The organism is Stutzerimonas sp. 21-1 (genome assembly GCF_056336065.1).
In genome coordinates, this window is sequence record NZ_CM150500.1 from 3215149 (window position 1) to 3228044 (window position 12896).

11 protein-coding genes are annotated in these 12896 nt (G+C 62.2%); all 11 read right to left on the reverse strand.

Annotated elements, in window-relative coordinates; translation table 11 throughout:
* On the reverse strand, positions 1-1323 hold the full coding sequence (locus AC0ZJQ_RS15570) for a M20 family metallopeptidase (protein ID WP_009868038.1): 1323 nt from the start codon (positions 1321-1323) through the stop codon (positions 1-3).
* A 10-nt stretch (positions 1324-1333) separates the two neighbouring features.
* The gene (locus tag AC0ZJQ_RS15575) at positions 1334-2362 is read right to left on the reverse strand and encodes a ring-hydroxylating dioxygenase ferredoxin reductase family protein (RefSeq protein WP_009868036.1); all 1029 of its coding nucleotides are present in this window, start codon (positions 2360-2362) and stop codon (positions 1334-1336) included.
* A gap of 555 nt (positions 2363-2917) precedes the next feature.
* Complete coding sequence (locus AC0ZJQ_RS15580) at positions 2918-3406, reverse strand: flavin reductase family protein (protein WP_009868035.1); 489 nt, start codon at positions 3404-3406, stop codon at positions 2918-2920.
* Between the two features lie 13 nt (positions 3407-3419).
* Positions 3420-4613, reverse strand: coding sequence for an OmpP1/FadL family transporter (locus tag AC0ZJQ_RS15585; protein WP_009868034.1), 1194 nt, complete (start codon positions 4611-4613; stop codon positions 3420-3422).
* A gap of 1 nt (position 4614) precedes the next feature.
* Complete coding sequence (locus AC0ZJQ_RS15590; RefSeq protein ID WP_264588619.1) at positions 4615-5847, reverse strand: styrene monooxygenase/indole monooxygenase family protein; 1233 nt, start codon at positions 5845-5847, stop codon at positions 4615-4617.
* Between the two features lie 151 nt (positions 5848-5998).
* On the reverse strand, positions 5999-6985 hold the full coding sequence (locus tag AC0ZJQ_RS15595) for an AraC family transcriptional regulator (RefSeq protein ID WP_152414092.1): 987 nt from the start codon (positions 6983-6985) through the stop codon (positions 5999-6001).
* A 101-nt stretch (positions 6986-7086) separates the two neighbouring features.
* On the reverse strand, positions 7087-8490 hold the full coding sequence (locus AC0ZJQ_RS15600) for an amidase (protein ID WP_264588620.1): 1404 nt from the start codon (positions 8488-8490) through the stop codon (positions 7087-7089).
* On the reverse strand, positions 8490-9350 hold the full coding sequence (locus tag AC0ZJQ_RS15605) for an alpha/beta fold hydrolase (protein ID WP_264588621.1): 861 nt from the start codon (positions 9348-9350) through the stop codon (positions 8490-8492). Before AC0ZJQ_RS15605 ends, AC0ZJQ_RS15600 begins: the two co-directional genes overlap by 1 nt.
* A gap of 59 nt (positions 9351-9409) precedes the next feature.
* Positions 9410-10744 carry an aromatic ring-hydroxylating dioxygenase subunit alpha gene (locus tag AC0ZJQ_RS15610; protein WP_009868029.1) on the reverse strand — a complete coding sequence of 445 codons (1335 nt, stop codon included), beginning with the start codon at positions 10742-10744 and terminating at the stop codon, positions 9410-9412.
* A gap of 151 nt (positions 10745-10895) precedes the next feature.
* Complete coding sequence (locus tag AC0ZJQ_RS15615; RefSeq protein WP_476476891.1) at positions 10896-11894, reverse strand: AraC family transcriptional regulator; 999 nt, start codon at positions 11892-11894, stop codon at positions 10896-10898.
* Between the two features lie 436 nt (positions 11895-12330).
* Positions 12331-12870 (reverse strand): cupin domain-containing protein, encoded by a 540-nt coding sequence (locus AC0ZJQ_RS15620; RefSeq protein WP_037019960.1) that lies wholly within the window; start codon positions 12868-12870, stop codon positions 12331-12333.
* Between the last annotated feature and the right edge of the window lie 26 nt (positions 12871-12896).

The window sequence follows — 12896 nt, forward strand, 5'->3', positions numbered from 1 at the left end:
TCACAGGCCCAGTTCGTGGCGCGGGCGGGTCAGGGTGTCGATCAGCGCGTAGAGGATCTTTTCGGCGCAGGGCATGAGGTCCGGAACGTAGGTAGCGCCCATGCCGCCGAGACCTTCGGCCACCGGCAACGGCGCCCCGGTCGCAGGCCACGGCCAGCCGATACGCGCAGTGGGTACGCCGTAGCGGCGTAGCGCGGCGCCATCGGTTTGCCCGGCGAGCATGTCCGGCTGGCCATGGGGACGTTGTTCGATGAACTCCCAGCCGCGCTTGCAGGACTGGATGATCCAGTTCTCTGGATCGGTGGTGCCGCCCGGCACCGAGCCGTACTGCTCCCAGTCCAGATCCAGATCGGGGAAGCGCGCACTAAGATCGGCAACGAACTCGGCGAACTGCGCCTTGACGCTGGCCGGACTTACTCGCGGATTGACGCGTACATCGAAGAAGATTTCGGTGACCGCGCTGGGGAAGGCCGGGCGCTCGACCTGGCCGCCGCGCACGCCGGCAATCCAGCCATGGGGCTGGATCACGCCGCTGGTGTTGCGCTCGGTGTACTGCAGGATCCACTGCTGCAGTTCATGGATCACGGTGGCCGAGGGCACCACCGAGCTGCGGAAACCCGGAATGTCATGCGGCACACCGGCGTAGCCTAGGGTGCCCTTGACCTTGAGTTTGAACCAGGCCATGCCCGGCTCCTCGTGGTACACCCAGTTCCAGGGTTTCATGATGATGGCGAAGTCCGGGTACATGCCGCGGTTGAGCATGTGGATCACGCCGTTGGACATGCCGGCGTTACGCTCGCTGATGTCTACCGGCATGCCGCCGTCGGCCATGCCAAGCAGCAGGTCGCCCTTGAGCGGAACGCCAGCCTCGATCAGGGCCGTGGACACTTCGGTGAGGGTGGCAATCATCCCCTTGGGGTTGGACGATCCGAGACCGAAAACCCAGTCATCGACCATCTGCGCGTAGGGCTGCAGATCGGCTTCCTGGCCGTCACCGGTGAGGACTTCCTCGCCCGGCGTGCGGTCCAGGTGCGTATCGATCGGCGCGTACAACAACACGGTCGCACCGCCGCCGCTGCCCTTGAACTCGCCCAGCGCGTTGCCGGTGATCTCGTTCATCGGGTAGTAACGCGCCTTCATGCCGATTGACTGCATGTGCCGACGCATGAACTCGCTGGCCTCGCGGGTCGCCCCAGTGGGGCTGTGAATATTGGTCAGCTGAAACAGCAGTTTCTGCAGGCGCTTGGGATCGAGCTTGGCGCGAGCCAGTTCGTACCACTGGCTCTGCTCGGGGGAAAACGGAAGCGAAGTCGTTGGTTTCATGGGTAATCCCTCAATTACTGGCGACGAACTGCTCGGCGAAGATGTTTTCCGGCTTCACCCCCAACTCGATCAGGCGTGCGGTGGCGGCATCGATCATCGGCTGCGGTCCGCACAGATAGGCGACGGTATCCGGGCTGGTAACGTCGCCCTCGTGGAGCACGCTGACCGGACTGCCCAAGTGCATGCCTTCGATAGCGTCCTGGCCTACGCAAATGCGGGTTTCCAGAGTCGGCAGCCACTGCTTGCGCAGCTCGATATCGTCCAGCGAGAACAAGGCTTCCGGCACGGCACAGCCGAAGCTCAACAACATCGGTGGTTTGCGGCCGCTGTTCTGGCGCAGGGTGTCGATCATGGAGAGGATCGGGGCCAGCCCGGTGCCGCCGGCAACGAAGATGTGCGGTGCGCGCTTGTACTCCTCGCGCAGGAAGAAAGCGCCGTAGGGGCCGCTCAGCGTCAGGACCTGATCCGCTTGCGCCTCGTTCGCGAGGAAATCGGACATGGCGCCGCCCGGCAGCAGACGGATCAGGAATTCCATCTTCGGCAAGTCGACCTGCGTACTCGACGGCGAGTAGCTGCGCAGCACACCCAGCCCGGGCACCACGATTTGCATGAACTGGCCCGGACGGAACTCCATCCACTCCCCTTCGGCCAGCTCCAGGGTCAGCTTCACGACGTTGCTGGCGATGCGCTCCACGGAATCGATGAAGGCATGAACTTCCTGTGCCGCGGTGGAACCCACCTCGCTGCCGTAGCCAAGGTCGAAGGTGCAGTCCGAGTTGACCTGGGAAACACACAGCAGGCGCTGGCCGGCCTCGTATTCACTGCCCAGCAGAGAAGAGCTGGCGCCGGGCTGAGTCACCGCTTCGCCTTCACTCAATGTGCAGATGCAGCTCGAGCAACCGCCGGAGCGGCACTGATAAAGCACAGGCATTTCAGCCGCGATCGCCGCTTCGAGGATGTTGGCGCCCCGTGGCACGCTGAAGCTGTGGGTAACGCCATCGGCGAAGTTGAGGGTGACGTGATGCAGTTGATCATTCATAACGGAATCCACCGAATCGGGACTTGCTTGAAGCCGGCTGAAGCGTGTGGACTGCTGCACCACCAGCGTTCCAGACGGGCTGTCTTGTTCCGGATGTTAGGAAGCGACAAGGCCGAGCCGCGCTCCAATGGGGTACACGGTTATCCCGAAAGCGCAAATAAGTTGCGAAAAAAAAAGCAGCCATCCCTGGCTGCCGTTGAAGAGGCACAACACCATCGTGTTCTGTGCCGTAGGAAGCGCAGCCTTGCGGCTACGTGGAGGTGACGCAGGAGGTTGATGACGTGGGGATGGTGGATGTGGCCGTCCGCCAGAAGAACATGCGCCGAGCTATCCCATGTGCGCAGTCGACTATCCGAATAGTGCCGAACCTCCATCTTTTCAAGCACGGTTGGTTGCCGCCCGGCAACGGGCGATGGCAATCATCAACCGCACATTGCCAGGCGGTGCAGGGCTGGTTCCGAGGTTAAGCAGCGCCGGCAAACGCTGCGCTCCGACCAATTACGCGCTTATCCGGATAACGCAATTAATTGCGATCTGGCATGAACCGCGTGCCGATTACTCTGCCAATGCACTTAACCCCGCGTAGCGACCACGGTGGAACAAGAGCGGGCGTGCTTCGTCGTCACAGACATCCATCCTGTGCACCCGTCCGACCAGGATAAGGTGGTCGCCTCCCTCGTATCGGTGCTCGACGCAGCATTCGAAACGCGCCGGACAGCCCTCGAACAGCGGCACGCCGCCCAACCCCTCGGTGTAGTGCAGGCCCTCGAACTTCGCCTCGGAAGCACGGCCGAAACGATTGGACCAACCCGCCTGCTGATCACCCAGTACATGCACGGCAAAATGCTCGGCCACGGCGAAGGCCGGATAGCTGAAGGCCTTGCGACCGATGCTCCAGAGCACCAGCGGCGGATCCAGAGACACCGTATTGAAGCTGCTGGCAGTGACGCCGATCAGCTCTCCGGCAACGTCACGGGTAGTGACCACCGTAACGCCCGTTGCGAAGTGGCCAAGGGCCTGACGAAAAGCGTTTGGTTCGATCATCGGCTCGGTCTCCTCAGAACATGACGCCATAGCTGAACGACAGCCAGTGTTGCCCCATGTAGGGCGAGGACACCGCGTCCGGTCCCAGGCCATCACCGTCGACCTTGTCCTTGAACGAGCGCGCATAGGCGAAGGACAGCTCGTTGCCAGCGGCAAGGCGGTAGGTTGCTCCCAGGGAGACGTGCCGGTGATTGGCTGCTGGTGCGAGCAGGCCGAGATAGCCGTCGCGACTGTCCAGCAGTTGGTTGGCATCGTTGTAGCCGGCACGCAGGGTCAGCTGCTCGCTCGCATCCCAGGCCGCGCCAACGCGGTAAATCGTCTGGTCGCGCCAGCCGAAGCCTGGACCGTCGCTGTCGCCGGGAGCTCCCCCTGCCCGGCTGACGCCAGGGTTGCCAAAGGCCTTGACGTCGCTCCAGAGGATGCGCTGAACATCAGCCGCCAGGGTCCAGTCGCCGCGTTGGTAGCTCAGCCCGAGCCCGTAGTTGGCCGGCATGTCCAGATCGCCGCCTTCGGCAAGCAGCCGCTCGAAGCGCTTCATCTTGCCCATGTAGCCTCGCGTGGCGTAGCTCGCACCAAGGCTCAACTCATCCGTCAGGCGGCCCATGTAGCCCAACCGCAGACCGGCGCCGTATGACTCGTCGCGGCCTTCGGGCAGGCCGATGCTGCTGGTGCCATCGATATCCAGCTGTTGCCGGATCAGCAATAGTCCCAGGCCGAGGCTGTGCTGCTCGTCGAGCTGACGGGCATAACTGAGGGTAGCGACCATCTGCTGGAATTCCGAGCCGGGGCGCTCCAGCCCGCCGACGTTGCTGTCGCTGCCATAGGCAGTGCCGACGCCGTTGCCAACGATCGACAGGCCCAGACTGCTCACCTCGTCCAGCATGCGGTTGGCGCCTAGCTGCGGAATGATGTAAAGGTCGTTGTCCTCGATGCCGCTGACGGTTTCACCGGCGAACTCCACACCGTTGTCCACCTTCAGCAGCGCCACGCCGGCATCCACCCGGGTGCCGACCCAGACCATGCCGGCAGGGTTCGAAGCGCCGACCAGCGAATCCTGAGGCAGCGCCAGTACCACACCGCCCATGCCTTCGGATTTCACGCCATAGCCGTGAGGAAAGGTACCTTGAGTTGCCAGCGCCAGCGGCGCAGCGGCAAAGAGCACCGAGGCTGCCAGAACGCGCGAGGCGTTGATTGAATATCGACTCATCTCACGCCTCCTTCGCCAGCGCAAAGCTGTCGATGAAGCGCTCGGCCTCCTCCACGTCGTAATACCAGGGCGTCAGGCTTTTCGGATCGTCGAAGGCATTGGCCACTGTGGCGGCAATGCGCGGGTCCTGCGCAGAGGCAGCGAACACACGCATGGCGGACTCAGGCGGCGGCAGCAGGTGAGTGTTGGTGAACCGCGCGACCCACTGCGCGTAGTCCCAATAGCGCTCGAAGGTAGTTTGCTTGAAGGCATCGTCGAAGGCTTCGCCGCCCTGCTCGAGGATTGCCTTCATGTACACATTGGCGCACTTGCTGGCATTGTTCGAGCCCTGCCCGGTGATCGGGTCATTGAGCACCAGTACATCGGCCATGCCCAGCACGGTACGGCCGGAAGGCAACACGCCGATGGGCTTGCGCACCGTGGGTGTGAGCCGTCCGACCAGCGTGCCGAGCTCGTCGGTCAGGCGCAGGTTCTGACAGCGCGGCGCCTCCCACGGGAAGAACTCGTTGATCAGCTCAACCGCAAGCGCAAGATGCTCGGTCGGCGTGTTGACCTCGTGCCAGCGGTCCATCGGACCACCCTCGACGCATTCCAGATTGATGATGTCGCCGGCCCCAGTATGGGTGATGCAGGGGAAATTGACGTATTCACCGACACCCGGGTTGATGCTGATGTTCAGGGCGCTGTAGTCCGTGCGCGGCAGCATGCCGTGGACGTAAGTCAGCGAGATGGTGCGCATGGGTCGGTCGAACTGGCTGCGCTCGGCGTCACGTTCAAACAGCTTGCCGATTTCGCCCTTGCCGGCGGCGACGATCACGAGATCGCTTTGCTGGGCGTAGCGTTCCAGCTCCTCCAGGCCAGCTTCCTCAATGACCAGGTTGCCGCCCTGATGCTCGAACTCCTTCATCCAGCGCGGCATCTTGATCCGCTGATCCACCGACTGCCCCGGTGCCTTCATGCGAGCACGCCAGTCCACCAGAAGCCCTTCGCCATTGCCGGCACGCATGTGCACGCCATGGGTCGGCGGGCAAACATCATCCCACAGGGCCAGCCCCAGCTCTCGCTCGAAGCCCAGCGCCATGTCGTACATCGATTGGCTGGACAGCACACGACCGGCGGAAATCTGCTCACCGGTGCGGTTGGAAATCAGGTTGACGCGATAACCGTGCTGCAGCAGGCCAATCCCGAGTTGCAGACCGGCCTGACCTGCGCCGACGATTGTGATTGTTCTCATACAGATGCGCTCCATACCGTTGGAAAGGACGGCCTTGTGCCGCCCGTGCCTTCAATGTGAAGCTGCACTGCCAGGACGAATATGCGCATTGCGCAGGCGCTGTGCGCAAACTGCAGGAATCTCTTCGAGCCCGGCGCCGTGTTGGCCGAGTCTATTGGCGAGCGCGCAGCAGCGTGTCACGCGGGCTTTCCCCATAGCGCTTGCGGTATGCGATCGCCATCCGGCCAAGCTGGAAAAAGCCCCAGCGGGTGGCAACCTCGGTCACGCTGCGCGGCTGCCGAGGGTCGAGCAGATCCTGACGTACGCGGTCGAGCCGCAGATCTCGCAGATATCGCATCGGCGTGAGCCCCAGGAAGCTATCGAAACCAGCAAAAAGACTGCGCCCGCTGACCCCCGTCAGCTCGACTAGGATTTCCACGGTGACCGGACGATCAGCGTGGGCCTGCATGTAATCGCATGCGAGCTTCACATGGCGCGGTAACACCTTCGGGGAAGATCCCAATTGATGTCTCAGGTCATGCGGCTGCCAGCTCAAAAGCGTGGTCATCAAGGTCTGCTCCAGCTGCTCACGGATCAGTGGCAACTCGAACACCTGGGGAGCTCGCTGCAACTCGTTGAAGGTGTGCAGCGCACTGTTGCGCCAGGCAATGCATGCCGGATGGTCTAGGTGCATCAGTGGATGAAACTGCAGGGGCTTGTGCAGGCTGCGCCCGAACAGGCTGGCAGCATGCTGTTCGAGGACCCCACGATCGAAGCGCACCACCAGTTTCCGGCAGTCGGCGCTCCAGTTCATCTCGAGCACATCCTCGGGCCCTTGAACGGTGGCGTGGCGGTGATCATTGAGAACCTCACGCCCATTGAGCTTCTGACGGTCGCAGCCACCGATCGGCAATTGCACAAGATAGAAGTTGTCGAGGCAGTCCGGCGCGACGGTCACGTCCGTTCCGTAGCTCATCTTGCTGAAGCTCAGACGGCCGGTGCGCTGGTGGGCATGGCGGTAATTGAGGCGCTGTTTCCCGTTGAGGCTCAGGCGGTGCTCACAGAACACCGACGCCACCAGATGCCGGGCCTCATCCAAGTCCTGCGAGCGCAGCAACTGAAGAGGCTGAAAGTCTGATGTGGTCTGGGTATCACTCACGCAATTTCCTCATCCACAGATCGAGGCTCGCAAAGTGTCACTCCCGTGAGCGCTCGCGCAATCCGAATAGTGCATTGTCCGGATTGCACCCCATAGCTCCTTTACAGGCCCTGCGGCCGCAGCCGGTGCCAGTCACTGACACGCTGTACCGCCATGCCGGCACGGCAGAGCGCCGCTTCGCCACCCTTGCGTGCGATGAACTGGCCGCCGATCGGCAAGCCGCCAGCGGTCAGCCCGATGGGCAGGCTCAGGCACGGGTGGCCGCTGACATTGAACGGCGCGGTGAACTGGATCAGGCGGCGGTTGGCCTCAGGATCCAGTGCCAGATTGGCAAGCTGCTCATGGGTCGGCGCGGCATAGGGCTGCACCGGCGCCAGGACCACGTCCAGCCCATTCATCACCGAATCCACTTCGCCGGTGAAGCGCTGGGCCGCCAGCAGGATGCGCTGGTAATCCATACCACTCAGCGCACGACCACCGTCTATCAACCGACTCAGGGCCGGGCCGTATTCGCTGGCACGGGCGGGATAGGTGTCAGCGTGAGCCACTGCAGTCTGCACACCGCAGTGCATTTCCCAGTTGCTGCTCACGGCGCGGGCATCCGGCATTCGAACCCGCAGTAGCTGGCCGCCCGCCTCGCGAATGAGCTGCATGACCTGTTGCAGCGCCTGCTGGATTTCCGCATCGACGCCGTCGCTGAGCCAGCTCTCGTCGATACCCACACGCAAACCGCGGAAGCTGTCGTCAATACCTGGTATTTCCAGGCACACGCTGGGCAGCGATGTCGGGTCGAGTGGATCGTGGCCGGCGATGGTCGAGAGCAGGAACAGCGCATCCCGCGCACTACGTGTGACGGGGCCGATATGGTCCAGGCTGGCGGCCATCTCGAAGGCGCCGTAGCGGCTGACACGTCCCCAGGTCGGCTTGAGTCCGGTGAGGCCGTTAGCCGCGCAGGGAAAGCGGATGGAGCCACCGGTATCGCTGCCCAACGAGCCGTAACAGAGGCCCGCCGCGGTAGCGACGCCGCAGCCGCTGGACGAGGCACCGGCCCAGTGATTGGCACCCCAGGGATTGAGCGGAGCCTGGATGCTGGGGTGATGGATGGCGAAGGCTCCTTCGGTCATCTGTAGCTTGCCCAGCATCACCGCACCGGCTTCGCGCAGGCGCGCGACCACGGTGGCGTCCTGGTGTGGAACGCGTCGATCATGCAACGGCATGCCAGCCGCAGTGACCACCCCGGCGGTGTCCAGCAGGTCCTTGAAGGCGAGCGGAATCCCATGCAGCGGACTGCGACAGATACCGTTGGCCAGTTCCTGTTCGGCTTGCCGGGCCTGCTCCAGGGCGAGGTCGGCAGTCACCCGGGCGTAGCTATACAGCGCGCCATCCAGCACTTCGATCCGTGCCAGCTGGGCCTTGGTTACTTCCACGGGGGAGATCTTGCGGCTGCGAATCAGCAGCGAGAGCTCGTGCATCTCGAGGTAATGCAGATCGCTGGGTAGGCTCATCATTCGGCTCCGATGAAACTCAGGGCCAGGGCGTTGAAGTCGCCCGGGCATTCGGTCTGCAGATGGTGCGCGGCATTGCCGAACACGTGGAGATACCCGCAGGGCAGGCGGTTGAGCATCATCATGGGTACGTCGATGCTGCCGAACCAGTCGTGCAGCCCCCAGCACATCAGGGTCGGTGCCTGTACCTGATTCAGCACCGGCAGCAGGTTTTCCCACTCACCGAAGGCGCCTGGCGCCTGGAGCAAGCGGATATATTCGGGGTTGTTGCTGGCCTCGAAGCGCAGGCGCAGGTTCTCCTCGTCCAGACGGCTGTCGTCGTGCAGCTCGTAGCGTTGCAGGAGTTGGCGCATCTTGTCCGGCGTGGGCCCGCCATCGGCGAGGTAGTAATCGCTCATCAGGGTCGCAGCGTGCTTGCTGAACAGCGGCAGCGGCGCCAGAGCCCCCTGGTCCACCGGCTGCGAGCCGATGGTGATCAGTCGCCCTACCCTCTGCGGATGATCCGCCGCAAGACGCAATGCCACGCAGCCGCCGAAGGACTGGTTGACCAGATGCGCGCGCGTGATGCCCAACGCATCCATCAGCCCCACGAGCTTGCCGGCGTGCCAACGGAACAGTGGCCCCTGCACCGGAACCATGTCGGAGCGTCCGAACTGCGGCAGGTCGACGAAATAGCACAACCGCTCGGCCACGAACGCATCGGCACTGAGGCGGAAGTTGCTCCAGGCGGTACTGCCCGGCCCGCCGCCGTGCGTGAAGATGATCGGCAGGCGCCCGGCATCCCGGCCAAGCACCTGGTAGTGCAGGCGCACACCATCGACCGTGACGAACCGGCTGTCACTGGGGAGTTGATACGACATAGCGGAGTCCTGAAACAGTCGGGCCAGCGCCCTATGGAGGTGCGCTGGCCCGGGAGGCATCATTCTTCGATCTTGCGGACCTTGTAGCCTGGACGGTGGCCGTCAGCGGTGTCCTTGAAGATCAGGCTGGTGTTCTTCACTGCACCCGGAACGCCGCGGCCCGGCTTGGCGATACCGCGATTCCAGCGCGAGGCCATCTTGCGCCAGGTGATTGGCGAGACGTCGGTGGCCACCAGTTGCTCTTCATCCCAGCCGGTGCCGTCGGCGTAGAAATTCTGCATCGCTTCGCGGGCGTACAGGTCGCAGTCGTTGAAGCCGTGCAGGCACAGCGGCTCGTACATGTACTTGTAGCGGTAGTCGAACTTCTTGACGTCTTCTTCGGTCGGGCAGACGCGCACGAGGATTTCCCAGTATTCGTGGGTGTCGTCGGTGATCGGCACGTACCACTCGTACTGGACAACGTGGTCTTCCGGCCAGTTCTCGACCATCAGCACGCCCGGCAGCACGACGGAAGTGCGGTAGAAGCGGCCTTTCACACCCTCGACTTTCAGGTCGAGCGTCTTGTTCTCCAGCACCGGCTCCCACTTGTCAGTGAACATCCACTGCATCATGCCTTTAGGGCCGTTTTCGTCCTCGACCACGGTGATGCAGTCGTCGGCGGCCGGCAGGATACCCAGCGGCAGTACCCACTCCATCGCATGAACGATGGCGTTGTCCTTGTGCACCAGGATGTGGGCGTTATCGAAGCCGTTTTCGCAGGCGATACGCCAGTTGCCGTAACCGGTACGGTGCATGCCGCGGATCTGGGCGTTTTCGTCCATCACGCTCGGGGAAGCCGGCCACAGCGGGTGCGGGAACTTGTCGCTGTTCTCGGGGAAGCGGAACGGCAGGTCGTGGGAAAGCGGTGGTACGTCTTCATCCGGGAAGTCATCTTCACGCACGAAAACGAAGATCATGCCGTTGACTTCATGCACCGGGTAGGTGGTGATGCCGGTGGTGCCGACCAGCTTGTCATCCGGGTTGGCAACAATGGTTACCAGCTCGCCGCTCTGCAGGTCGAAGGTGAAGCCGTGGTACCAGCAGGAGATGGTGCTCTTGTTGAAGCACATCGGCTTCTCGGACAGGCGCACGCCACGGTGCAGACACTGGTCCTTCAGCGCGTAGATTTTTCCGTCGACACGGCGCAGCACGATCGGGACACCGCAGATCTGGATGCCTTCAACATGATCTTCTGGCAGCTCGTTGGAGAACAGTGCCGGATACCAGTGGTTGATGAAACCCCAGGCCGCATCCTTGTATGGCTGGTATTGGCTCTGGGTTTTGGCGTTGTTGGTACGGGCATCGCTGATGCCGGTTTTGACTACGCGCCGACGGACGATAGGCTGCTCGGACATTGTTGTGCTCCCTAGCTGACAAGAAAGACACCACACCGTGTGGCGCTTTGAAGTCATCCTAAGAAGCTGTGTCCGGGCTGACGCTCCCTATACTGTTGTGCTTATCCCGTCAGTGCAAAAAGATGCGAGTCGCCTGGAAGGGCTGGCGCGCTCAGCGCGCCAGGGTCTCGGAGGGACTTTCGCCGAAGCGGCGCTTGTAGTCAGTGGTGAAGTGTCCCAGGTGACTGAAGCCCCAGCGGAAGGCGACTGCGGTTACCGTATCGCTACCTGTTGTCAGGCGCTTGAGCTCTTCGTTGACCCTACGCAGCCGGGTCTCCTTCAGATAGAGCATCGGTGAAGTGTTGCGATAGCGGCGGAACCCCGTGAACAGCGAACGGCTGCTGACGCCCGCGTGTTCGGCCATGTCAACGATGGAGATCGGTTCGTGGGCATGTTCTTCGATGTAGCGCTCGACCCGCTTGACGAACGACGGCGCCAGCGATGGCCCCTCCGACGCCAGGTCTGCCGAATAGGTATGGGGCTGGTTCGCCAGCAGCAAATTGACCAGTCCGCTCTCGAGTTGCGCCACCATCAGCGGCGAAATGTCGTCATCGTGGGACACGCTGTCATAGACCCAGCCCACCATGCGCAGCCAGCGTGCGCCGGCCTCGGTGTCCAGCGGCATGCTGGAGTCGAACTCGATCCTGTTGCGCAAGGTACGTCCGAGCAATTGCTGGCAATGCCGCTCCAGCAAGCCTCGGTCGACGCGGATGATCAACTTTTCGGTGTTGGACGCGTGGTTGATCACCGATGATGTATGACTATTGAGCACCGATCCCATGCGTGAATTGCAGACCACGCGCTGCGAGCCGATTTCGATACGCTCTTCGCCATAGATGGGCATCTGGATCAGCGCGAAGTTCTCCATCCCATCGGGCTTGATGGTGACGGCACCACCATAGCTCATGCGGCCGATACCGATGCTGCCGATACGTCTGTAGAAGATGCGGGCATTGACCGCACCCTGGCTTTCAACGGTGCACAGGCGATTTTCGCAAAAAATCTTCTCGCCCCATTGGCGAGCTTCTTCCAGGTCATGGGTACTACAAAGTTCATAACGCGCCAACACGGCTTCTGGTGGCGTTACCGGACGAAAACTCAATTGTTCCATTTGCGATATCCTCTACGACCTGGTCAGGCAACCAGGCCGATTTGCACGATCTTTATGCGATCCCGAGTCACGCTCAGAATCATTCTTGTAATTGCAATCGCTAGCTGAACCGATATGGGGCAAGCGTCCTTCCGGGTGCTTCGGTTCAGAGCAAGGCATAGATGCGGTCACCTGCCGATGGGCGGCGATCCCTCCGATCGGCCTGAACACCAGCCACTCCTGGCTAATGGGTGTTCAACGCGTCATGACCACATTTATGACAAGCATTAAACATGCCTGGTTTCCCTGATTCCTCCACCGGTCCGGTTGAGGCAGGGTGTTTGTCCTCCTTTATGCACCGATCAGCGCCTTTATGGCGCGATGTTCATTGTAGGGACGGAAAACCAAAAAGAGCCGGAGACAGCAGCGCCGTATCCGAGCTCCGTGCGGACACGCCTCACTTACGCTGGGCGTGCACCATTACGAACATCATTCGAGCCGGAGTGTTACCGGTGTTACGCCAGGCGTGTCGGGTACCCATCTGCACCACAACATCTCCAACCCCAAGCACTGCCGGTTCGCCAGCATCTACGGTAAGCGTGAGCTGCCCTGCCAGAACCACCCCGTAATCGATGGTGTCGCTGCGATGAAAGCCTGGCGCATCGGCTTCGAATAGCTCGGCCAGACCAGGGAGACGGGCCAGCATTTCCTCGCCTGCTGCCTGTATCTGCGCCTCGCTGGGTACCACGTCAGATTCCGGCGGGAAGGTCACCAGCATGGCGCAGGTGCCGCCCGGCCCGGGTATCACCGACGTCAGCCGTGCCAGAGGATCAGATTGCACATCGCCGACCTGCGGGTCGGCTTCGGTCTGCCAGAACACCGCGGCACTGAAGCCCGGCACGTTGATGAACGGTTCGTCAGCGGCGATCGGACCGGCGCTGACGACCCGCGACCGGCCTTGGGCGTCATGCCCGGTGACAACGCATTGTGCTCGCATCCTGTTCTCCCCATGGCCGTTAGCAC

Coding starts and splice junctions, on each gene's coding strand:
- AC0ZJQ_RS15570 (WP_009868038.1), bottom strand. CDS start 1,323: ATGAAACCAACGACTTCGCTTCCGTTTTCCCCCGAGCAGAGCCAGTGG.
- AC0ZJQ_RS15575 (WP_009868036.1), bottom strand. CDS start 2,362: ATGAATGATCAACTGCATCACGTCACCCTCAACTTCGCCGATGGCGTT.
- AC0ZJQ_RS15580 (WP_009868035.1), bottom strand. CDS start 3,406: ATGATCGAACCAAACGCTTTTCGTCAGGCCCTTGGCCACTTCGCAACG.
- AC0ZJQ_RS15585 (WP_009868034.1), bottom strand. CDS start 4,613: ATGAGTCGATATTCAATCAACGCCTCGCGCGTTCTGGCAGCCTCGGTG.
- AC0ZJQ_RS15590 (WP_264588619.1), bottom strand. CDS start 5,847: ATGAGAACAATCACAATCGTCGGCGCAGGTCAGGCCGGTCTGCAACTC.
- AC0ZJQ_RS15600 (WP_264588620.1), bottom strand. CDS start 8,490: ATGAGCCTACCCAGCGATCTGCATTACCTCGAGATGCACGAGCTCTCG.
- AC0ZJQ_RS15605 (WP_264588621.1), bottom strand. CDS start 9,350: ATGTCGTATCAACTCCCCAGTGACAGCCGGTTCGTCACGGTCGATGGT.
- AC0ZJQ_RS15610 (WP_009868029.1), bottom strand. CDS start 10,744: ATGTCCGAGCAGCCTATCGTCCGTCGGCGCGTAGTCAAAACCGGCATC.
- AC0ZJQ_RS15615 (WP_476476891.1), bottom strand. CDS start 11,894: ATGGAACAATTGAGTTTTCGTCCGGTAACGCCACCAGAAGCCGTGTTG.
- AC0ZJQ_RS15620 (WP_037019960.1), bottom strand. CDS start 12,870: ATGCGAGCACAATGCGTTGTCACCGGGCATGACGCCCAAGGCCGGTCG.